The following is a 20,572-nucleotide window of genomic DNA, read 5'->3' on the forward strand; positions in this document are numbered from 1 at the left end:
GCTCGATGAACACTCGGCATTTCTCTCGTAGTCGCTCGGCCCAACTGTTGGCCTCCTGCACCGTGATTTTCATGGCGGTGGGGATCAGTTCGTGTACTCCGAAACCCGCCGGTCCCGAGCCCGTCGCGCAGCAGTTCCTGAGTGCGTTCGGTGACAGGGACATCGACGAGGCAGCGAAACTGACGGACCGGCCTGATTCCGCGGGTCCTGTATTGAGTGACACCTGGGATGCGCTCCAGGCGGAGTCGATGACTGCCGAGACCACCTCGGTGAAGATGAACGGTGATACCGCGACGGTCGGCTACACCTACGAGTGGCACCTTCCGAAAGACCGCGTCTGGACGTACGACGGCGAGCTTCAGATGGGACGCAAGGACGGCGACTGGTCCGTCCGGTGGAGTTCGACGGACGTTCATCCGCGTCTCGGTGACAAGCAGACGATGTCGTTGCGGGCAACCGCAGCGCCGCGAGCGCGGGTCAACGAGCATTCGGGGACCGATGTCCTGGTGCCGGGAATCGTCTACCGAGTGAAGTTCGATCGCTCCAAGAGCAACGACATCATCGGTTCCGCAAACAGTCTCGCAAGTGTTCTCGGTCGGTTCGATTCGTCGCTGACGGGTCAGTCGATCGCCGAATCCTCGACGGCCGTCAAGGGCGACTATCTGGTGACCCGGCTGCGCAGTGACGACTACGACCAGGTTTCGGCACAACTGGGAGCCATCTCGGGAGTATCTGTCTCGGACGAATCGGATCTCGTCTCGACGGACCCGGAGTTCGCGCCTGACCTACTCGGGCAGATCAAGAAGACGATCATCGACGAGGTTGACGGTAAAGCCGGCTGGAGTGTCGTCACGGTCAACCAGAACGGCGTCGACACCGACGTGCTGACCGAGACTGCGCCGCAACCTGTTCCGTCGTTCAGTATCAGTCTGGACCGTAACATCCAGATCGCTGCGCAGCGCGCGGTGAACGTGAACAAGGACCAGGCGATGATGGTGGTCATCGAACCGTCGAGTGGGGCCATTCTGGCCGTTGCACAGAACAAGGCGGCGGACCGTGACGGACCGGTCGCGACGATGGGTCAGTACCCACCGGGTTCGACGTTCAAGATCATCACGGCGGGTGCGGCGATTTCGACCGGTCAGGCGACCCCCGACACGATGGTGCCGTGCCCGGGCCGGATCGAGATCGGTGAGCGCAGCGTTCCCAACTACAACGAGTTCTCACTCGGCACAGTGCCGATGGCAACGGCCTTCGCACGTTCGTGCAATACGTCCTTCGCCAAGCTGGCCAGCGAAATGCAACCGGACACGTTGACTACTGCCGCAGCGCAGTTCGGTATCGGCCAGGACTACAACGTGGTGGGATTGCCGATCGATTCGGGTTCGGTGCCGCCGGCGTCGGATCTGGTCCAGCGGACGGAAGACGGGTTCGGTCAAGGCAAGGTCGTGGTCAGTCCGTTCGGAATGGCGATGGCAGCTGCGACGGTCGCGAACGGGTCGACTCCGGTGCCGCAACTGATTTCGGGGCGCGAAACCACCATCGACGGCGAGCGCCCGGCGATCACGCCGGCCATGGTCGACGGTCTGCGCGGAATGATGCGACTCGTGGTCACCAGCGGTACTGCCGAACGCGTCGAAGATCAGGGTGAGGTGTACGGCAAGACCGGTGAAGCCGAGGTCGAAGGGGGATCGCATGCGTGGTTCGTCGGCTATCGAGGCAACCTTGCCTTCGCGACTCTGGTTGTGCGGGGCGGAAGTTCGGACAACGCCGTCGCAGTCACCCGCGACATGCTCACCGCCTTGCCGGAAGGCTACTGACTCGTCAGGGGAGCAGTCCCAACCTGCGGGCGGTCACCACAGCTTCGTGGCGTGAGCTCGCGTCCAGCTTGCCCATCGCGCTACGCAGGTAGCTCTTCACGGTCTCCGGGCGGAGGGAAAGCCTTTGGCCGGCTTCGATGTTGGTGCAGCCGAGTGCGACTTGCGAGAGAACATCCACTTCACGTGGGGTGAGCGTGACGTCGGATTCGGCGTCGACGGTAGGCCGCAGCAGGTTGGCCAACCGCTGGGAGAGTCCGCGGAGTTTGGTCTGTAAGTCGGTGTCTGTGACGGTCTGGGCGACACTGCGTAGTTCGGCGTGGACTCCGCGGATCTCTTCCGAAGACATACCGTCGGCGGTGGTCGCGGCGGCGGCCTGCAGTAGTTGCAGGCGACGGTCGACTTCGTCGCGGATGGCGAACTCCATCCCGAGGCGCCGGGATGCGTTGACCATGACGTCTGCTGTGCGGTCACCCAACGGAGCGGAATCACGGATCGCGGCGTAGAGGACAGCGCGCGATTTGCCGGACACCATGACCGGAACGGCGATGATCGAATGCAGGCCCTCGCTGAGAACAGGCCGGTCGAAGTGATGAGTGATGGACTGCGAATTGCCGTAATCGTTGACGGTGATCGGTGAACCCTGGGCGACGACGCGTCCGCCCATGCCCGAGCGCGGCGGGATGGCCAAGCCCTTGAGGTTGTTGGTGCGGGTGCCGACGAATTCGCTCAGGTGCAGGGTTCCGTCCTGGACCTCGCCTCCGAACAGCACGGGAACAACGCCCTGAGCTGCAATTGTTCGGAGTTCACCTCGCATAGCGTCCCCGTCGCGGGGACGCAGAAGTGACGAAGCATGTCGGTTCACGCAGGTACCCCTTTCTGGGGGTAGTGAAGTTCTCTTGTGAGCTAGATCATAGGGGGTGAACAGTACGTATGACGAGCCGCCAACGTAACCGGTCGGGCCAACCATACGACGATCGATAAGGAGCAAGTTGATGAGCACCGATCCCACCGCACGGGTGCGCGAGCTGCTGGACCAGTACGACACCCCGCATGCCAGCGCCGCAGAATTGCTCTGCGATCGGCATCCCGCGGATGGCGTTGCATTCACCGTCGTCGAGGCAGACCTTAGCTCGGTGGACCTCACTTACGGTCATCTACGTGAGCAGTCGGCGCGTTTCGCGGCAGCTCTGGCCGACCTCGGAGTCGAGCCGGGTGACAACGTCGCGACGTTGATGGGCAAGTCTGCGGACCTCGTGGTCGCGCTCCTCGGAATCTGGCGCCGCGGCGCGGTCCACGTGCCGTTGTTCACGGCGTTCGCTTCGCCGGCCATCGCCTTCCGCTTGACGGCCAGCGGCGCGAAGGTGGTCATTTCCGACGCCAATCAGCTCGAGAAGCTCGCGCCGGGTGAGGACATTCCCGCCGACGCAGCGTGGCAGGTCGTCGTCGCGGGCGGTGCGGCCGGTGACGAGTTGGACTTCGACGCACTTGTCGCGGCTCAGGATGCCGAAGACCCGAAGGGCGCTGCTCAGGCAGTCGGCGGCAACGCACCGATGGTGCAGTTGTTCACCAGTGGCACCACGGGAACACCCAAGGGCGTTCCCGTTCCGGTGCGCGCGCTCGCGTCGTTCCACGCCTACCAGGAGTTCGGCCTCGACGTCCGCGACGACGACGTGTTCTGGAACGCCGCAGACCCGGGCTGGGCGTACGGGCTGTACTACGCGTTGCTCGGCCCGCTTGCCGCCGGCACGCGAAGCATTCTGCTGCACGCCGGCTTCTCCGCGCCTCTGACGTGGCAGATCATCGAGAAGTTCGGTGTCACCAATTTTGCCGCCGCTCCGACCGTGTACCGCAGTCTGCGCGCCGACAAGGCGCCCGTTCCGGAAGGCATCTCGCTGCGCCGTGCGTCCTCGGCCGGTGAGCCCCTGACCCCGGATGTTGTTGCGTGGTCCAAGAACTCGTTGGGCGTCGAAGTCCGTGATCACTACGGCCAGACCGAGCACGGCATGTTCATCGTCAACGCCTGGGCCGACGGTCTCCGCGAAGACGTACGCCCGGGATCGATGGGTCGTCCGTTGCCGGGTTGGTCTGCCGCTGTGCTGGAAGACAATTCGGATGACATCGCGCCGGCTCGCACTCAGGGACGCGTTGCGATCGATACGCACAACAGCCCGTTGATGTGGTTTACCGGGTATGTCGATGCGCCGGAGAAGACGAAGCAGCGATTCAGCGAAGACGGTCGCTGGTACATCACCGGTGACGCCGGGATGACGGACGAGGACGGATTCTTCTTCTTCTCCTCGCGCGACGACGACGTCATCATCATGGCGGGCTACCGCATCGGCCCCTTCGACGTCGAGAGCGTGCTGGTCATGCACGAACACGTCATCGAGGCCGCCGTCGTGGGTATGCCCGACGAGTTGCGCGGCGAGGTCCTCGAGGCGTTCGTCGTTCTCCGCGAAGGCGTCGACGGCGACGACGAACTCGAGAAGGAACTGCAAACCCTGGTGAAGAAGAAGTTTGCCGCGCACGCGTACCCGCGCACCGTGCATTTTGTTCCGAACCTGCCCAAGACCCCGAGCGGCAAGGTTCAGCGGTACATCTTGCGGAAGGGATAAACCCCCTGCTGTGCGCCTTTATTAACCCCCGGCGGTTAATAAAGGCGCACAGCAAGGTCAGCGCCGCCGGATTCTGCCGACCACCATGAGGGCGACCAGGGTGACTGCAAGCAGCAGTGTCGTATTTGCTGCGGCGAGAAATACCTGGCCGCGGTCGGTGAGTCCGAAGATGCTGACCGGCAAGGTCTTCCAGGTCGCCGGATAGACCATCACGGTAGCGCCCAGCTCGCCCATCGACAGTGCGATGGAAAGCCCGGCGGCCGCACCCAACGCTGGGAGCAGCAGCGGTAGCGTCACCCGCGTCAGGACCCGCACGGGCCCGGCGCCGAGTGATTCGGCAGCTTGACGGTAGGCGGGATCGAGCCGTTCGAGCGCGGCCGACACGGAACTGAAGGCGAAGGCAAGCACCAAAACCGTGTGAGCGAGAATCACGATCCACTTGGTGCCGCCGAGCAGCAGCGGGCGCTCGTTGAAGGTGATCAGCAGCCCCAATCCGATCGCGACCGAGGGAACCGCAATCGGCAGGTGGAACACGGCGTCGGTGATGCGCCGCAGCCACATCGGCGCCTCACGAGCAGCCAGCGCCGCCCAGGTTCCGACGATCAGAGCTAGCGCGCCCGAGATGAACGCAGTCTGCAAGCTGACGGTCAGGCTGGCGAAGTTCTCGTCGGACAGCGCCGTGGAGAAGTTCTTTCCACCGAGATTCGACGGAAGTGGCCCGGTCCACGATCCGGCCAAGGCAGCCGCGACGACGGTGGCGATCGGCGCGACGAAGACAACCGCGACGACGAGGGCGAAGAATCCGAGTACGAGAGCCCTAGAGCTTCGGGTCCACAGCAGCACGGCTGCCTCCCATCAATCTGTTGAACGTGAATCGGTAGAGGCAGTACAAGCCGAGCGAGAGTGCGACTTGAACCGTCGCGATCACTGCCGCTCCCGGCAAGTCGAAGGTGACGATGCCACGGGTGTAGATGAGGACCGGAAGGGTTACGACGTCTTTTGCTCCGGTGAAGAGCACGATGCCGAATTCGTTGAGCGTCATCAGAAGGACGAGTGAACCACCGGCCAGCAGGGCCGGCCACGCTTCCGGCATCACCACCTGTCGCAGAACTCGGACAGGAGACGCGCCGAGACTGGCTGCAACGTCGAGCTGTTCACGCGGAATCTGGGTGAACGCGGCCAGTAGCGGTCGGACGACAAACGGCGTGAAGAAGGTGATCTCGGCCGCGATGACTCCGAACGGCGTGTTGAGGAAATTGAGCGGACCGCTCGCGTCGCCGGTGATGCGAATGATCAACGCGTTGACGGCGCCGGCCGTGCCGTAGAGAAACGTGAACGCCAGCGTGATCAGGAACGACGGCAGGGCGAGCACTGTGTCGATCAATCGGCCAACCACCTTGGATCCGGCAAACGGAACGAAGGCAAGCACCAAGGCGAGGAAGGTGCCCAGCACCAGGCAGCCCAGCGTCGACGCCACGGCGATCTGGATGGTCCGCCAGAGTGCGGTTCGGAACAGTTCCGAACCGAGTACGGAGAACCACGTGGACAACCCGGTGCCGCTCTCGGTGCTCACCGATTCCGTGAGGACACGCGCGGTGGGATAGACGGCAAACACGAGGACGAGAAGCAGTGGCGGTAGGGCCCACCCGATCCGGCGCCACGGGATCGGGTCTCTGTGCTGGGGCACAGCGGTTTCGGGGCGTTCCACGGTGGTCGTCATGGGTGGCGATCCGCGGGAACCAGAACGCTGCCGTCCGTGGGCAAGACGACGCCCACTTCTGTGTCGACCGGTCGCTCGTCGTGCCCTGGAACATCTGCGTCGACGCGGACGTCGTCGAGACCATGGACAGCCAGTGTCAGACGCGTCGTGGAACCGCGCCAGACGCTCGAGACGATATGTGCCGGGAATGATCCTCGCGCGCCGACGCCGGTTACGCCCACCGCGTGTGGACGAACACACAGGTAGGCGTCCATGTCGGACTCCCATTCGATGTGCCCGATCTCGGGCTGCGGGGCGTGAGCAGTGAACGGCGTGCCACCGATCGAGACCAGTGCGGAGGTGCCGATGACGCGTGTGACGGTGCAGGGCAGCAGGTTGGCACCCCCGAGGAAGGCCGCGGTGAAGCTGGACGGTGGACGCTTCCACAAGGCCTCGGCGGTGTCGATGTCCGCGAGTCTGGCGTTGCGCATCACTGCGATTCGGTCCGCGAGCGCCAGGGCTTCACTCTGATCGTGCGTCACGTAGAGCATGGCGGTGTCAGGTAGTGCTGCGCGCAGCCTCGCCAGCTCGCCGAGCATGCTCTCGCGAAGTTGAGCATCCAGGGCGGCCAACGGTTCGTCGAGGAGGAGTACTCCAGGGCGAATCGCCAATGCTCGGGCAATGGCGATTCGCTGCTGTTGACCGCCGGAAAGTTCACGGGGAAGGCGCTTTCCGTACGCCGACATCCCGACCATGTCGAGGGCTTCGGCTACGCGAGGGCCGATCTCCGACCGCGGCACGCGATGGGCTCGGAGTCCGAAGGCTACGTTCTCGGAAACTCGCATGTGCGGGAAGAGGGCGTACGACTGAACGACGACGCCGATACCGCGCTGTGCGGGAGGCAGATTGGTGATGTCTCGGGTGCCGAGCTTGACGGAACCGGACGTGGGGCGGACAAATCCCGCGAGGGCCTTCAGCGCGGTCGACTTCCCGGATCCACTGGGCCCCAGCAGTGCCACAGTTTCACCCGGTGCCACTCGCAGATTGAAATCGACGAGTGCATGGGTTGCGGTCTTCCCACGGCCGTATGCGACGTTCACGCGATCGAAAGTGATTGCCGGAGCGGAATGTTCGATCGCTCCGTGAACACCGACGGTCTCGGGGAGCGTCCGCCCCAGTCTGGTTCTTGCCATGATCAGCTCCCGGTGGCTTTCTGGTAAGCGGCGATGTCGGCGTCGAGCGAGCTGAGGACGTCGTTCCAGTTCGGGGTCCAGACGTCGACGCCCTGCAGAACTCCGGAAGGCGTGTTCTTGTCGGTGGATTCACCGGCGTTGCTTCGGACGTCCTCGCGGACCGATACGCCGAGTGCATCGGTGGCGATGGTCTTCTGGGACTCTTCGGAGAGCAGGAACTCCATCAACTTCTTGGCTTGTTCGCTGCTGGGTGCGCTCTTGGCGAGGCCCATCACGTAGGGCAGTGCAATGGTGGTGCGAGTGCCGTCGGCTCCAGCGGGGAAGAAGATGTCGAACTTCGATCCGTCGTCGGCGATGGACGCGAGGTTCATCTGGACGTCACCGTTGGCGACCAGCAGCTCGCCGTTGCTGACCTTGGGCTGGAGCTTTCCGGTGGAGGACGAGGGTCCGACGTTGTTGGCCTGGAGCTTTCCGAGGTAGTCGAGGGCGCCTTCCTTGCCCATCAGATGCTGGAGCAGCAACAACACCGCGGTACCGTCGCCGGCCTGCCCGGGCGTGGAGTACTGCAACTTGCCCTTGAACTGACCGGTGAGCAGGTCGTCCCAAGATTGTGGGGCGGGTGATGCAGTTGGATTGGCGATGAACGAGAGGTAATTCTCGACGACGGGTACGTACTTGCCGGCGTCGTCCTTCTCGTCGGCAGGAACGGCGGAGGTGTCGATTCCGCTGGGCTCGAGCAGACCTTGGGCGTCGGCCTTCTGGATGAACGGCGGCAGCGTGATGATCACGTCTGCCTGTGGGTTGGACTGCTCCTTCTCGACGCGGGAGACAACCTCGCCGGATCCAGCTTCGACCAGGTTGACGGCGATACCGGTCTGCGCGGTGAAGGCGTCGAATCTTCCCTTGTACCAACCGGACAGGCCGTCGGCGCTGTAGACGGTGACGGTCTCGGTATCTGATCCGGCGGCAGTGCCGGTGCCACCGCAGGCGGTGGTGAACGAAAGGACGGACACGGCGAGAGCGGCCGCAGCGATGCTCGGGCGTAGACGCATGACGATTCCTTTTTCGGAGGTGAGATCAGGAGTGGGTGAGGAGTTCGGCGAACTCCGTCACGGACGGGACGATGTGGGTGGCACCGGCTTCGCGAAGTTGCCGTTCGTCGTGAGCGCCGGTCAGAGTGCCGGCAACGATCGATGCGCCGGAGCGAATGCCGCTGAGCACGTCGTTGGACGTGTCGCCGAGTACGGCGATCTGGTGGACGTCGTCGATCGAAAGTTTGAGCAGGGCAGTCAGAACCAGGTCCGGGTACGGTCGACCGCGACCGGCCTCGGCGGGGGAGAGGGTGAGATCGGCGAGGGATTCCCAGCCGAGCGCGACGAGGAGTTTGTCCTGCGTCGATCGGCTGAACCCGGTGGTCAAGGCAACTTTGATGCCGGCCTCGCGCAAAGTGGTGATGGCTTTCTCGGCGCCGGGGATCGGCTCGGCCAGGCCCTGGTCGATGAGGGAATCGTAAGTGGTTTCGAAGGCGGCGTTCGCGGCTTGGGCGCGGGATTCGTCCCCGAAGATCGCCCGGAACACGACGATCTTCGACTGGCCCATCGTGTCGAGGACGTATCGGCGAGCGGCGTCGGCTTCGGTGCCTTGGGCAGGCAGTCCGCCGGCTTCGGCAGCGGCGGCGAACGCGCGAAGCACCAGTCCGTCGTCGGCGACGGTGGTGCCGGCCATGTCGAGAACGGCAAGGGTGATGGGAGACATGAGAAGTCTTTCTTGTCGGAAGGATTCAGAGACCGAGCTGGTCGGCGGTGTGTTCCGCCAGTGCCGGGCCGAGCGTCATGCCTCGGCCACCGGGACCGGCAACCACCCAGACGTTGTCGGCGGCTTGTGCGCGGTGAACAAGTTGTGAGGGGTCGAGGCACTGGCTGTAGACGCCCGCCCATCGCTTGACGATGGGCGGAAGATCGCGTCCCAGAAGTGTTTCCACGACTCCGGACAGATGGCGATAGGGCGCCTCGTCGACGTCGAAGTCGAAGGGCTCCTCGTATTCGTGGGTGTCGCCGATGGTCAGGCCGCCGTGCAAGCGCTGCACGCACAGGAGCTGCATGCGGTGCTCCTCGGCCGTCGGTTCCTGCGGCTGCACCGTGCGAAGGTGATCGAGGGCAGATCCGGCGAAACCGGGGTAGTAGCGGAAGCTGTCACCGTCCGCGATTGCGGTGGTGAGCTTTTCGCCGAGTGGGGCTGTCTGCATCATCTGCAGGCGCACACGTCGCAACGGGAGATCGCCGGCGAGATCGCGGGCCAATCCGCCGAGTGTTGCTCCGGGGCAGACGATCACGAGATCGGCCTCGAAGTTGCGACCGTGATCGTCACGGATGTGTACGCCGGAGGTGTTCGTCGTGATCTCGCGGGCTTCCGTTCCGGCGTGGAAGGTGTAACGGCCGGTGGATTCGAGGTAAGAACGGATGGCGGGGAGCGCTTGCCGCGACTCGACAGCGGCGTCCAGGGTGCAGTGCAGTCCGCCGAGAAACTTGCCCCGGAGTGCGGGGTTGACGACGCGAACGGCGTCGGGATCGAGAAGTGCGAACCCTCGGTTGTCGGCGTCCGGCCGAGCGAATGCTTCCTGCGCGACCGCGACCTCCTCCTCGGTGCGCATGAGGGTGATGGAGCCGGCCGGGCGGTATCCGACGCCGGGGACACGGGCGGCTAGGTTCGCCCACAGCTCGCGCGAACGCAGCGCGGCTTCCAGTTCGTTGGGAGCTCGCCCGGATACCCAGACCAATCCGAAGTTCCGTACCGTTGCACCGCGGGCTTCGGGCTCGCGTTCGAGATGGATGACATCGTGTCCCCGGCGGATTGCCTCGTCGGCGTGCGCCGTTCCGAGGATTCCTCCGCCCACAATCAAAATTCGCATGTAGAGATAGTGACGTTTGGTCTAGACCAATAGGGGGAATCGAGACGAACTCCAGGTTAACAATTGGTATAGACCGAATTCTTGTACGCTTGCGCCATGAATCAGCAGACGTCCACCGGGCCGGGGACCTCGAGCGTCGTGATCGAACCCGAGTTGAAGTACTACCGGGTGCGCACCGAGATCGAGACCATTCTCAGCGGGCTCGACGAGGGTGATTCCGTCCCGTCGGAGCGGGAACTGGCGGCGCGGTTCACCGTCGCTCGCGAGACGGTTCGTCAAGCGCTTCGTGATCTTCTCGTCGAAGGACGGATCGAGCGGCGGGGTCGGGGCACCGTCGTGGCGAGTCCGAAGTTGGTTCAGCCGCTGTCGATTCGTTCCTATACCGAAGGCGCTCTGAGTGCTGGGCGAGTGCCCAGTCGTAAGGTTGTGACCTTCGAACGAATGTCAGCCGACGACGGTCTCGCGACGGAGTTGGGTATCGAGTTGGGCGACAGCGTGGTTCATCTCGAGCGTGTCCTCTTCGCCGACGGCGAGAAGATCGGGCTCGAATCAACCTTCCTGCCGGACAGCAGGTTCGGTGAGATGCTCGACGCCTTCGACGCGACGACGTCCCTGTACGCGGCTATCCGCTCCATCGGCGTGGTCTTCGCCTCTGCTACCGAACGGATCGAGACGGTGCTCGCGTCACCGCGCGAGGCAACACTTGTCGAGTCCACCACCTCGATGCCGATGCTTCTGTTGCACCGGACGTCCGTCGATCCGGAGGGTGTGCCGATCGAGCGCGTTCGTTCGCTCTACCGTGGTGACCGTATTGCCTTCTTGACGACTCTTCGCGAGTAGGGGGCGTTGAGGGGGTCTGCTGTTACCCGGAACGACAGGCACTCCCAGGGTCGTGGAATCTGTTCTGTACTGGACTCCGTCAAACGAGAGGACAGTGAACATGGCTGAAAAGAAGGTCTGGTTCGTTACCGGCGCAGGCCGGGGCATGGGAGTCGACATTGCGCAGGCGGCTCTTGCTGCCGGGCACGCGGTGGTGGCAACGGGGCGTGATGCGGACCGTGTTTCTGCAGCGATCGGTGAGCATGACGACCTGTTGGTGATTGCCTTGGACATCACCGACGAACAAGCCGCATATGCTGCGGTGGACACGGCAGTTGCACGATTCGGTGGAATCGATGTGCTGGTGAACAACGCCGGAAACTTCTACGCCGGGTTCTTCGAAGTTGTCAGTCCGGCACAACTTCGCGCTCAGATGGAGACCAACTTTTTCGGGCCGATCAATGTGACACGGGCGGTGCTGCCGGTGATGCGTAGGCAACGGAGTGGGCATGTCGTGACTGTCAGTTCGCTTGCGGGCCTGGTTGGTCAGGAGTTTTGCGCAGCCTACGCCGCGTCGAAATTTGCGCTGGAGGGCTGGATGGAATCATTGCGATTCGACGTCGAACCGTACGGAATCGGGACGACGATCGTGGAGCCGGGATTCTTCCGGACCGAGCTGCTTGTCGAGGGTGCGTCGTCGATCTGGCCGGAATTGTCGATAGACGACTACGACGCTCGGACTGGCGAGACCGTCGAAGCGTGGAAGAGTATGAACGGTGCCCAGGGTGGGGATCCGGTGAAACTTGCCGCGGCACTTGTGGCACTTGTCGATTCGCCGCTACCCCCACGTCGTTGGGTCGCCGGCGCCGATGCAGTGTCCGTGGTCGAGCAGAAAGCCCGCCAACTGCTGGAGCAAGTCGAAGCCCACCGTGGTTTGTCTTCGTCGCTTGCCCACGAGGACCTGACGACCTGATCCGAATTCGTCAGGTCAGGGGTGTGAGGTGAACATGTCCAGGAGCCCCTGGGGTGCGTTCTCGCCGAAGCACATGTCCAGTCCATCAGCCGACTGTTGTGCCGACGCGGCGCTACGCGGGAACAGTCGCTCTTCGTAGGCAGCAAGTCCTTGCTCCGTGCTGCTGTGTGACGCGATCGCCTCGCCGAGTTCGGCGCCGTCGAGCATTGCCAGGTTTGCGCCTTCTCCGGCAAACGGCGACATGACGTGCGCTGCGTCCCCGAGCAATGTGACGCCTGGAGTACGGCTCCAACTGTGCCCGATGGGAAGGGCATGGATGGGGCGAGGAGTCAGCGTGCTGTCCGCTTCGGCGATCAGTGAACGCAGCGACTCGTCCCAGTCCGAGAAGTGTTCCAGCAGAATCTTCTTCGCGATGTGATCGTCGGAGAAGTCGACACTCGCCGTCCAGTTCTCGGGAACTCGCAGGGCGGCATAGATGTGCAGACTGTTGTCGGTCTCACGGTGGGCAAGGAAGCCTTTGTCGGCGCTGAGCGCGAACATCATTCCGCCACCGATTGTTTCGGCGGCATTCGCGTGTTGGTTGTCGGCGTCGTGAAGGTCGAACTCAACGAAAGATATTCCGGTATAGGCGGGAGTGGCGTTCGAAACCAGTGGGCGAATTTTCGACCACGCGCCGTCGGCGCCGATCAGGAGATCGGTGGTGAAGTGGGTGCCATCGGCGAGGTGGACTTCGTGTCGACCGTCCGGCAACGGATGTGCACTGCGGACCTTGGCTCCCCAGTGGATTGTTTCTTGTGGAATTGAGCGGAGCAGTAGGTCACGCAGCTGGCCTCGGTCGATTTCCGGGCGGTCACCGTCTCCGGTGTCCTGCTCGCTCAGGTGCACGACGGCATTTCGATCGAGGACGCGTGTCTCTTCACCGCCTTGATGAACGAGGGCGCGGAACTCGTTGTACAGGCCGGCGGCACGAAGCGCGATCTGGCCCGAGTCTTCGTGGATGTCGAGCATGCCGCCTTGGGTCCGCGCTGTTGGTCCGGATTCGAGATCGAATACCGCCGAATCGATTCCGTGGAGATGGAGGACTCGGGCGAGGGTGAGGCCGCCGAGGCCGGCACCGATGATTGCGATGGGATAGTGATTCATGGTGGATTCCTAAGAAGTGAGTGGGGTGTTCTCGATGCCCGTGATGAGCGTGCGAAATCCCCAGGACAGACGTGCGGTGGGTTCACCGGCGAGTAGTGCTGTTGCATGGCCTGCGACGAGGGGGTGCGTCTGCGGGTTTGCGTTCTGGATTGCGTCGGTCAACGCGCTCCATTGGGCATCCGAGTCGGCGGAATTGTTCGGCGCCGAGTGTTCGGCAGCTGTGGACGTCGCATACTGCAGCAGCAAGTCCACGCCCCACGCTGCTTGACCCGAAGGGACTTCGCCTTCGTCGAGTAATGCCAGCAGCCGCTCGAGCAGGCGTACGTAGTGAACTCCGCTGGGCCGGGAAACTAGTGCCGACTGGGCGAGACCGGGATGTTCGAACAGCACGGCCGTGTAGGAGGTCAAGACCTGTTCGAGGCGGGTTTGCCAAGTGCCGGGAGAATTTTCGGCGAGATCCACGACTCCGAGGAGTTCGTCGAGAACCGCGGCATGCAGCTCGACAGTATTGCGCACGTACACGTACAGCGACGCCGGGCCGGTGTCGAGTTCGAGGGCGAGTCGACGCATCGTCAACTTCTGCAACCCCTCCGACCGCAAGATTTGCACCGCGGTACCGACGATGCCCTCGCGTGTCAGAGCGGGTTTGGCCGGACGATTGCGACGGCTCGACGGACCTGTTGGCTGAGTGGGCATGACTCCACCGTACACGAACATGTTCGTAACGAACATGTTCGTTGGGTCACGCACTGAACATCCAGCGCTATACAGAGCTGTATCGAGCGTGGTGGGCTACATGCCCTTGCCGCCGGAAAGCATCGCGATCGTCAGTAGGATGCCGCCGACGATCCCCGCGAGCGGGCTGTCGCTGTTGAGTAGCCAGTCGTTCAAGGATCCCATGAGCGCCTCTTTCGGGTTTCGATCTGTCGACGGTCGAGCTTATCGACAGATCGAGCCCGATATATCACTTTTGTCTGAATTGTGGATCGGACCTGAGGTGATCAGCCGTAGACGTTGTCGGGGCTGATCAACTTGGTGATCGGCACCATCAACGCGCTGGTCAGATCAGTCTCGCCGTCGATGTCGGTGTTGATGAAGACGACCAGGGTGGTGTCCTTCTCGGGCAAGTAGACCGAGACTGTCTTGTAGCCGGGCAGGCTTCCGTTGTGACCGATCCAGCCACCGCTGTTGAACAATCCGAGTCCGTAGCCGGAGCTGTCGTCCCCTTCGCTCAAGTTCACGGTTTGCAGGCGCTGCTTCTGAGTGTCGTCGGTGAGGAGATCGCCCTTGGCCAGCGCCGGAACCCAGATGCGCATGTCGTCCAACGACGAGATCATTGCACCCGCGGCGCCGCCCCACGACGGATTCCAATCCGTCGCCGCGGTCACGGATTCGTCGAGCGTTTGGTTGGTGTACCCCTGTGCGTGTGGTGTCGGGAACGCGTTGGTCATGGGAAAGCTGGTGTGCTCCATCCCGAGTGGTGTCGCGATCTTGGTGTCGATGACGTCCGACAGTCTTGAGCCGGAGACCTTTTCGATCACCATTCCCAGCAGAACAGTGTTGGTGTTCGAGTAGTCGACGGTGGTCCCTGGTCGAAGTTGGAGTGGGAGGTCCTTGACGTATCCGACGAGTTCCTCTGGTGTGAAAGCTCGACGAGGATCCGAAAGATATTCCATCACAAACTGTTCAGATGTCGTGTAGTCCACGAGGCCGCTGCGCATCCCTGCCAGGTGACGCAAGCTGATCGCATCACCTTCCATGACGCCGTCGACGTACTGGGAAATCGGATCATCGAGACCGATCTTTCCCTCGTCGACCAATTGCAGCAGGGCGGTCACGGTAAATGTCTTGGTGACGCTACCGATTCGGTGGTAGAAGTCGGTTTCCATCGGTGCTTTCGTTGCAGTATCGGCGACGCCCGCAACCTTCACATAGTTGCCGTCGGGTCCCCAAATGCCCACCATCGCACCGGGAATCCCGGTCGAATTCACCGCCGCGTCGATGATCGAGTCGAGCTGGCCGGTGATGGCAGAGTCCATGACCTTGTCAGAGGTGGATGTGGGATTGTCTGCGGATTTGTCCGTGCTGCAGCTGATTACAGCTCCGGCAACCATGGCGCTGCACAGGCCGACAAGCATGATGCGTCTTGCTCCGGTTTTCATGAGTCGAACTCTGCCTGTCCGAGGGCGCTCACACATCGACCCCGGGTACGGCAGACGCAGTCCCCAGGTACCTCCTCAACCGGTACCGAGGGACTACGGAACCCTGGCCTCAACCCTTGACAGGGGTCAGAGCCCGCCGTCGAAGAACGCCGCCAGCGCCGGTGCCGGGTCTGCCGCGGTGCCCATATTTGCCACGCAGACAACGATCAATCCCAGCGTGAACAGTGCAGTGAGAATGCCTATCGACCCCGACACGAATCTCGTCCGCCTGTCGGATCGTGCCGTTCTCGCGAAGCGTGCCCACACGACCACGGCCACGGCCAGTGATATTGCTGCCGCGATCAGCGCGATCACCGCCATGGCCAAGTGATACCGCGCGAAGTCGCTGATCATCAGTTCGAGGGCCGGACTTTGCTGATTTCCGGTGCCCGTCGACTGAGCGAGCTGTTGTCGGACCTGCCCGACAGTGTCGCCAAGTGCCCCATCCGTCTGGGCCACGGGCAACATCGAGATCAGCGAAGAGAAGGGCGCAACGACACCTTGGACGTTTGCCATTACGAGTACCGACGAGAACAGTGCGAGGAGTGTGACCAGTCCACCGGCCGAGACGAATGCGAGTTTCTTTCCAGCCGTCAGAGGGCCGGCGTTCACGAACGACATCCAGAGCGCGCGGCCGAGTGAGAGCAGGACGGTCAACAGGATTACCGCAATCACTGCCTTGGCCATGTGGTACCGCTGCCAGTAGTCGACAGCGGACTGCAAACCGGGCGTGAAGCTCTCAACGCCCGAGTTCCAATACTCGACGAAATTTGCTCGGACCGTCTCGACGAGCGCCCCCTGGTTTGCATAGCCCTCGCCGGGACGTGTTGTCAGCATGGCCGGGGCGAGAACGAAGGCTGCGGAGAAGACGGCGGCGGCAGCGATCAGCGCGGCGATCTTGCGGCCGGAAGACAGTATCGGCCGAGATGGCCCCGACGCGGTATGCAGCGGGATTCCGCCAGCGTGATGCGCGGTCATCTGGTCACCGTCCACAAAGTCATGTCACCGAGTGTAGAAATCCGCGCTACGGACTTCATCGTTCGAGAGGATGATATTTCCGGCGGTGGCGTCCGCCCGCGGACGCCGCCGGCGTCGACATCCCCCTCAGCACTCGACGACATTGACGGCGAGCCCGCCTTCACTGGTTTCCTTGTAGCGCACGGACATGTCGTTTCCGGTTTGTCGCATGGTCTCGATGACGGTATCGAGGCTCACCACATGCGTCCCGTCACCCAGGTATGCGAGCTGCGCTGCGGTGACTGCAGTCGAGGCGGCTACGGCATTTCGCTCGATGCAGGGGATTTGGACCAGGCCACCAACCGGATCGCAGGTCAGCCCCAGATGGTGTTCCATGGCAATCTCAGCTGCATTCTCGATTTGTCGAGGCGATCCACCCATGACTGCGCACAGACCTGCCGCCGCCATCGCACAAGCGGCTCCGACCTCGCCTTGACACCCGGCTTCCGCACCCGAGATCGAGGCATTCGCCTTGATGATCGACCCGATTGCGGCCGCGGTGAGGAGAAACGTTCGAACGTCATGCGCGCCGGCGCCCGTCGCACGTATGTGGTGGTAGAGTACCGCCGGCACGATGCCTGCCGCACCGTTCGTCGGAGCCGTTACCACGCGGCCACCTGCTGCATTTTCTTCGTTGACCGCCATGGCGTAGACGGTCAGCCACTCGCGTGAGGATGGTGCGCAGTTACGTTGTTCCAGTTGAATGTTCGCAGACCGCGCGCGTCGGCGAACTCCGAGACGCCCGGGCAATACACCTTCGGTCTGGGTGCCGCGCTCGATGCAGGCGCGCATCGCGGACCAGATCGCGTCGATGCCGGTGAATGCCCGATCCTGGCCGTGTATCGCGATTTCGTCCGACAAGGCCAGTTCGGCGATAGTTCCGGAGCCGCATTCCGCCAGTAGCTCTTTCGCGGTTCGGTAGCGTGAGTTGATCGAATGCGCGTTTGCTTGCGTCTCCGTTCCGGCGCGCAGTACGAATCCGCCACCGATCGACAGATATGTACGTGTACAGACGATTTCGCGACCGCTGAAGGCGGTCAGGGTCATCGAGTTGGGGTGGCCGTGACGGCGAACCAGCGGCTCGAACACCATGTCCTCGTGCTCGAACACTACGTGTTCGAGCGAGCCACCGACGAGCGTCATCGATCCGCCGTCCGACAGCTCGGCCCATCGGCCGTGAACGTCGGTCGGCTCGCACGTTTCAGGCTCCAACCCACGAAGTCCCGCAATCACCGCGTCGGGAGTGCAGTGACCTATACCGGTGGCGGCGAGAGAGCCGTGCAGGTTGCAGCGAATCCGGTCGACCGACGCGGTCAAGTCGGCAGCGGCGAGCTCGCCGCCGAAAGCGTGCGCAGCGCGCATCGGACCGACCGTGTGTGAACTGGAGGGTCCGATGCCGATGGAGAAGAATTCGAGAGCGGAAACATAGACTCCGGTGGTGCTCATTCGGCGCTCGTGACGGTGGTCGCTCCTGACTCGCGCTGGGCCGCAAGCGTCAAGAGGGTGGAGCGCGAGTCCCCGCTAGCGGCTCGGATCACAGTGCGCGCCATTGCGATTGCCCCATGCAGAACGGCTTCGTCACCCGCCGCGGAGCGGGCATCAGCGGCAAACTCGATAGTGTGAGGAACTCCGGTGACGCCGCGCAACGCGATCATCGGGTGGATCGAGGGCACCGCCTTCGACACGTTGCCCATGTCAGTCGAGCCGCCGGTCAGGGGAGTTCGGGCGGCCGCGGTGCGGCCCAGGCTCGCGATCTCCTCGTCCCAGATGGTCGCCAGCACGCGATGTTGTACCAGCTCCTCGTACCGAGGTTCGGCGCGTTCGGTCGACCAGGAGCAGTCGCTGGCCACAGCAGCGCCCTCGAAGCATGCGAGCATGCGACGCTTGGCGTCCAACAGCACGTCGAGTTCTGCGGCCCGAACTTCCGCTCGAACCAATGTCGAGGCCGGAATGATGTTTGTCGCTTCGCCGCCGTGCTCGATGTAGGCGTTCAGTCTGACGTCGGACGGAAGTTGTTGACGGAGAAGTCCGATGGCAACCAAGGCGATCGTGGCGGCGTCACCTGCGTTGATTCCCTTGTGTGGCGCAGCGGCCGCGTGCGCGGCTCGTCCGGAGTAGGTCACGTCGAACCGATCGACTGCCTGCGTTCCGGTGACGGTGCAACTGACGTCTTCACCTGCAGCGCCGTGGACCATGATCGACATCGCCGCGCCCTCCCATGCGCCGCGTTCGAGGAGTAGGACTTTCCCGCCGCCGTGTTCCTCGGCCGGCGTACCGAGGAGGACGACGGTCAGGCCGTGCTCTTCCGCGACCTCACCGAGTGCGACGGCTGCTCCGAGTCCGGCGGCGGCGATGACGTTGTGCCCACACGCATGACCGATGTCGGGGAGGGCGTCGTATTCGGCGCAGACGACGACGCGGAAGGGGCCGGAGCCTCGCACCGCTTCGAATGCCGTCTCGAGGCCGTAGGCGGCGCGAGTAACCGTGAAGCCCGCTTCCTGCGCGGCGTCAGCCAAGAGCGCCGACGCACGATGCTCTTCGAATGCCAACTCTGGGTGAGCATGGATCGTGTGGCTGACGTCGATGAGGCGAGATGACCACTTCTCGATCGTGCTCGAAACCGAGTCCGTGGGGGTGAGGGTGTCAGCGATGGACATGGGTATTGCTTCCTTTCAAGATCTTTTGTTTCCAGCGTCTTTCGGTGCAGTCCTAGTGCCAGAGGCCGAGCGCGAACTCCGCGACGACCACGGAAAGCAGGTACGAGGCGAGGATCGCGACGATACCGACCGGGACGATCTTCCAGCCGATCGTCTTGAGCAAGGGAAGGTCCTTGCCGAGGCTGAGACCTGCGACAGTCAGGGTGAGGGTGCAGATCGAGAGAAAGTCGACGGTACCGACGGTGCTCGAGACGAAGTCACCGATGGGGGACCACGGCGTGGTCGCCAAGGCGCCGACGGTGATGATGGCGATCATCGCCGCGATCTTGCCGCGGGTCAGGCGGGCCACGCCGACGCCCAGGAGCAACAATCCGGTGAGGATCAGGTATCCGACGATGATCGATCGAGTTACGCCACCCGCTGCGATCGAGGAGACGATGACCCCACCGACGAACAGAATCGGAACGATAGTGGTCAGCGGCACGGTGACGCTCGGCGCGACCGCTCGTGGGGCAGTGTCAGCTTTCCGTTCGGTGGTCGTCTTCGAGCGCTTGGTGAGTGCGCCGTAGATTCGATCAGCAAGGGGGAGTGCGACATACATGCCGACATACACGCCGAGGAGGCCGGTGATGATGTTGGATGTGGCCGCCACGGCGAGTACCTGGTCGGCCATCTCGGGGTGCGCCGAAACGACGCTCGCGGCAGCGGCAGCCATCATCGAGCCGGATCCGACCCCAGCACCCATCGCCAACGCGAGGGGGTCGAAGATGTTGAAGGACGTAGCCAGCGACGCAATCAGGCTGATCAGCACGGCACCGAACAGAGTGCCGAAAACGTACATCGACAGGACTCCGCGGTACTGGTCGGAATCGGGGCCGTAGCGTTCACTGACCATCGCGAAGGAGCCCTCGCGGTCGATGGAGAAGGTTGCTCCGACGGTCGCCGGTCCCATCCGAAGGAGTACCGCCAGTGGGAGTGCGAGAGCGATAGTGCCGAACAAGTGCCCCAGTTCCTGCAGTAGCAGGGCAGGGCCCGCCTCGAACAACAGTTGGATGTTCGGGCCGATGGTGAAAGACAGTCTTGCGCAGAGCAAGAGAACAGCCAGCCCCATGATTGCCGAGGCTGCGGCCTGAAGATCGAGGCCGAGAGGTTTCCACTTCTGGCTCGAGACGACACCGCCGGCAATCAGTCCCCACACCATGGGCAGGATCGTGATGGCGGCAGCGCCGACGGGAATCACTGCGGGGCCGATCAGTTGGGCGCCTGCCGCAAGCCCGAGGAGCAGAATCACCACGATCCACAGGCGTGGCGACCTCATGGCGAAAACGACCTTGTGCGTCGCGGTCTGATCGCTGACCGGAGAATCGTCATGCGAGACAGGGAATGCTTCGGTCATGTCGGTGTCTTTCTCGAGGGGGCGAACGAACGCAAGATGTAGCGTTCTCGAGGCTCAGGATTTGGTGGACTATTGATGAGATGAAGTTAGGATTGATGCGTTTCGATCCTGTTTCGGTGCAGCATTCTTGT

The 20,572-nt window shown here is 63.0% G+C and carries 18 protein-coding genes; 4 read left to right on the forward strand and 14 right to left on the reverse strand.

What is annotated here, in order from left to right:
- The first annotated feature begins 5 nt into the window (after nucleotides 1–5).
- Nucleotides 6–1,820, forward strand: a complete 1,815-nt coding sequence (locus V3587_RS06855) for a penicillin-binding transpeptidase domain-containing protein (RefSeq protein WP_200315286.1) — start codon at nucleotides 6–8, stop codon at nucleotides 1,818–1,820.
- Between the two features lie 4 nt (nucleotides 1,821–1,824).
- Here V3587_RS06855 and V3587_RS06860 read toward each other — a convergent pair whose 3' ends face one another.
- A complete protein-coding gene (locus V3587_RS06860; protein WP_166809803.1) occupies nucleotides 1,825–2,634 on the reverse strand; it encodes a LuxR C-terminal-related transcriptional regulator in 810 nt (269 codons plus the stop codon).
- A 178-nt stretch (nucleotides 2,635–2,812) separates the two neighbouring features.
- Between V3587_RS06860 and V3587_RS06865 the strand changes: the two genes are divergently transcribed.
- On the forward strand, nucleotides 2,813–4,435 hold the full coding sequence (locus V3587_RS06865) for an AMP-binding protein (RefSeq protein ID WP_235172008.1): 1,623 nt from the start codon (nucleotides 2,813–2,815) through the stop codon (nucleotides 4,433–4,435).
- A 57-nt stretch (nucleotides 4,436–4,492) separates the two neighbouring features.
- On the opposite strand, the gene V3587_RS06870 is transcribed toward V3587_RS06865, so the two are convergent.
- The 6 genes from V3587_RS06870 to V3587_RS06895 are packed head-to-tail and all read right to left on the reverse strand — an operon-like array spanning nucleotide 4,493 to nucleotide 10,235.
- The gene (locus tag V3587_RS06870; protein ID WP_166809655.1) at nucleotides 4,493–5,278 is read right to left on the reverse strand and encodes an ABC transporter permease; all 786 of its coding nucleotides are present in this window, start codon (nucleotides 5,276–5,278) and stop codon (nucleotides 4,493–4,495) included.
- Nucleotides 5,253–6,155, reverse strand: a complete 903-nt coding sequence (locus V3587_RS06875) for a 2-aminoethylphosphonate ABC transporter permease subunit (RefSeq protein WP_283376245.1) — start codon at nucleotides 6,153–6,155, stop codon at nucleotides 5,253–5,255. Before V3587_RS06875 ends, V3587_RS06870 begins: the two co-directional genes overlap by 26 nt.
- Complete coding sequence (locus tag V3587_RS06880; RefSeq protein WP_124566290.1) at nucleotides 6,152–7,327, reverse strand: ABC transporter ATP-binding protein; 1,176 nt, start codon at nucleotides 7,325–7,327, stop codon at nucleotides 6,152–6,154. The genes V3587_RS06875 and V3587_RS06880 overlap by 4 nt, the downstream gene beginning before the upstream one ends.
- 2 nt (nucleotides 7,328–7,329) lie before the next feature.
- Entirely contained in the window at nucleotides 7,330–8,379 is a 1,050-nt protein-coding gene (locus V3587_RS06885; protein WP_283376246.1) for a 2-aminoethylphosphonate ABC transporter substrate-binding protein, read from the reverse strand.
- A 25-nt stretch (nucleotides 8,380–8,404) separates the two neighbouring features.
- A complete protein-coding gene (locus V3587_RS06890) occupies nucleotides 8,405–9,082 on the reverse strand; it encodes a phosphonatase-like hydrolase (protein WP_235172012.1) in 678 nt (225 codons plus the stop codon).
- A gap of 25 nt (nucleotides 9,083–9,107) precedes the next feature.
- Complete coding sequence (locus tag V3587_RS06895) at nucleotides 9,108–10,235, reverse strand: TIGR03364 family FAD-dependent oxidoreductase (RefSeq protein ID WP_283376247.1); 1,128 nt, start codon at nucleotides 10,233–10,235, stop codon at nucleotides 9,108–9,110.
- A gap of 96 nt (nucleotides 10,236–10,331) precedes the next feature.
- Here V3587_RS06895 and V3587_RS06900 point away from each other — a divergent pair, with 96 nt between their 5' ends.
- Nucleotides 10,332–11,075 (forward strand): GntR family transcriptional regulator, encoded by a 744-nt coding sequence (locus tag V3587_RS06900; RefSeq protein ID WP_095970707.1) that lies wholly within the window; start codon nucleotides 10,332–10,334, stop codon nucleotides 11,073–11,075.
- A gap of 100 nt (nucleotides 11,076–11,175) precedes the next feature.
- A complete protein-coding gene (locus tag V3587_RS06905) occupies nucleotides 11,176–12,027 on the forward strand; it encodes an SDR family oxidoreductase (protein WP_095970706.1) in 852 nt (283 codons plus the stop codon).
- Between the two features lie 15 nt (nucleotides 12,028–12,042).
- Here V3587_RS06905 and V3587_RS06910 read toward each other — a convergent pair whose 3' ends face one another.
- The 7 genes from V3587_RS06910 to V3587_RS06940 all read right to left on the reverse strand — a co-directional run bounded on the left by V3587_RS06910 (nucleotide 12,043) and on the right by V3587_RS06940 (nucleotide 20,441).
- Nucleotides 12,043–13,170, reverse strand: coding sequence for an FAD-dependent oxidoreductase (locus V3587_RS06910; protein WP_283376248.1), 1,128 nt, complete (start codon nucleotides 13,168–13,170; stop codon nucleotides 12,043–12,045).
- Nucleotides 13,171–13,179: 9 nt separating this feature from the next.
- On the reverse strand, nucleotides 13,180–13,866 hold the full coding sequence (locus tag V3587_RS06915; RefSeq protein ID WP_283376249.1) for a TetR/AcrR family transcriptional regulator C-terminal domain-containing protein: 687 nt from the start codon (nucleotides 13,864–13,866) through the stop codon (nucleotides 13,180–13,182).
- 305 nt (nucleotides 13,867–14,171) lie between these two features.
- Entirely contained in the window at nucleotides 14,172–15,332 is a 1,161-nt protein-coding gene (locus tag V3587_RS06920) for a serine hydrolase domain-containing protein (RefSeq protein ID WP_283376250.1), read from the reverse strand.
- 126 nt (nucleotides 15,333–15,458) lie between these two features.
- A complete protein-coding gene (locus tag V3587_RS06925) occupies nucleotides 15,459–16,349 on the reverse strand; it encodes a hypothetical protein (RefSeq protein ID WP_206028988.1) in 891 nt (296 codons plus the stop codon).
- A 126-nt stretch (nucleotides 16,350–16,475) separates the two neighbouring features.
- Nucleotides 16,476–17,834 (reverse strand): L-serine ammonia-lyase, encoded by a 1,359-nt coding sequence (locus tag V3587_RS06930; RefSeq protein ID WP_283376251.1) that lies wholly within the window; start codon nucleotides 17,832–17,834, stop codon nucleotides 16,476–16,478.
- Complete coding sequence (locus V3587_RS06935) at nucleotides 17,831–19,045, reverse strand: amidohydrolase (RefSeq protein WP_235172020.1); 1,215 nt, start codon at nucleotides 19,043–19,045, stop codon at nucleotides 17,831–17,833. Before V3587_RS06935 ends, V3587_RS06930 begins: the two co-directional genes overlap by 4 nt.
- 52 nt (nucleotides 19,046–19,097) lie before the next feature.
- The gene (locus tag V3587_RS06940; protein WP_095970700.1) at nucleotides 19,098–20,441 is read right to left on the reverse strand and encodes a DUF3100 domain-containing protein; all 1,344 of its coding nucleotides are present in this window, start codon (nucleotides 20,439–20,441) and stop codon (nucleotides 19,098–19,100) included.
- Between the last annotated feature and the right edge of the window lie 131 nt (nucleotides 20,442–20,572).

The sequence above is a fragment of the Rhodococcus sp. IEGM 1306 genome (assembly GCF_036541985.1).
Lineage (GTDB): Bacteria > Actinomycetota > Actinomycetes > Mycobacteriales > Mycobacteriaceae > Rhodococcus_F > Rhodococcus_F qingshengii.

Excerpts from the sequence above, each read along its gene's own strand:
- V3587_RS06855 (WP_200315286.1), top strand. The coding sequence starts at position 6 with ATGAACACTCGGCATTTCTCTCGTAGTCGCTCGGCCCAACTGTTGGCC.
- V3587_RS06860 (WP_166809803.1), bottom strand. The coding sequence starts at position 2,634 with ATGCGAGGTGAACTCCGAACAATTGCAGCTCAGGGCGTTGTTCCCGTG.
- V3587_RS06865 (WP_235172008.1), top strand. The coding sequence starts at position 2,813 with ATGAGCACCGATCCCACCGCACGGGTGCGCGAGCTGCTGGACCAGTAC.
- V3587_RS06875 (WP_283376245.1), bottom strand. The coding sequence starts at position 6,155 with ATGACGACCACCGTGGAACGCCCCGAAACCGCTGTGCCCCAGCACAGA.
- V3587_RS06880 (WP_124566290.1), bottom strand. The coding sequence starts at position 7,327 with ATGGCAAGAACCAGACTGGGGCGGACGCTCCCCGAGACCGTCGGTGTT.
- V3587_RS06885 (WP_283376246.1), bottom strand. The coding sequence starts at position 8,379 with ATGCGTCTACGCCCGAGCATCGCTGCGGCCGCTCTCGCCGTGTCCGTC.
- V3587_RS06890 (WP_235172012.1), bottom strand. The coding sequence starts at position 9,082 with ATGTCTCCCATCACCCTTGCCGTTCTCGACATGGCCGGCACCACCGTC.
- V3587_RS06895 (WP_283376247.1), bottom strand. The coding sequence starts at position 10,235 with ATGCGAATTTTGATTGTGGGCGGAGGAATCCTCGGAACGGCGCACGCC.
- V3587_RS06900 (WP_095970707.1), top strand. The coding sequence starts at position 10,332 with ATGAATCAGCAGACGTCCACCGGGCCGGGGACCTCGAGCGTCGTGATC.
- V3587_RS06905 (WP_095970706.1), top strand. The coding sequence starts at position 11,176 with ATGGCTGAAAAGAAGGTCTGGTTCGTTACCGGCGCAGGCCGGGGCATG.
- V3587_RS06910 (WP_283376248.1), bottom strand. The coding sequence starts at position 13,170 with ATGAATCACTATCCCATCGCAATCATCGGTGCCGGCCTCGGCGGCCTC.
- V3587_RS06915 (WP_283376249.1), bottom strand. The coding sequence starts at position 13,866 with ATGCCCACTCAGCCAACAGGTCCGTCGAGCCGTCGCAATCGTCCGGCC.
- V3587_RS06920 (WP_283376250.1), bottom strand. The coding sequence starts at position 15,332 with ATGAAAACCGGAGCAAGACGCATCATGCTTGTCGGCCTGTGCAGCGCC.
- V3587_RS06925 (WP_206028988.1), bottom strand. The coding sequence starts at position 16,349 with ATGACCGCGCATCACGCTGGCGGAATCCCGCTGCATACCGCGTCGGGG.
- V3587_RS06930 (WP_283376251.1), bottom strand. The coding sequence starts at position 17,834 with ATGAGCACCACCGGAGTCTATGTTTCCGCTCTCGAATTCTTCTCCATC.
- V3587_RS06935 (WP_235172020.1), bottom strand. The coding sequence starts at position 19,045 with ATGTCCATCGCTGACACCCTCACCCCCACGGACTCGGTTTCGAGCACG.
- V3587_RS06940 (WP_095970700.1), bottom strand. The coding sequence starts at position 20,441 with ATGACCGAAGCATTCCCTGTCTCGCATGACGATTCTCCGGTCAGCGAT.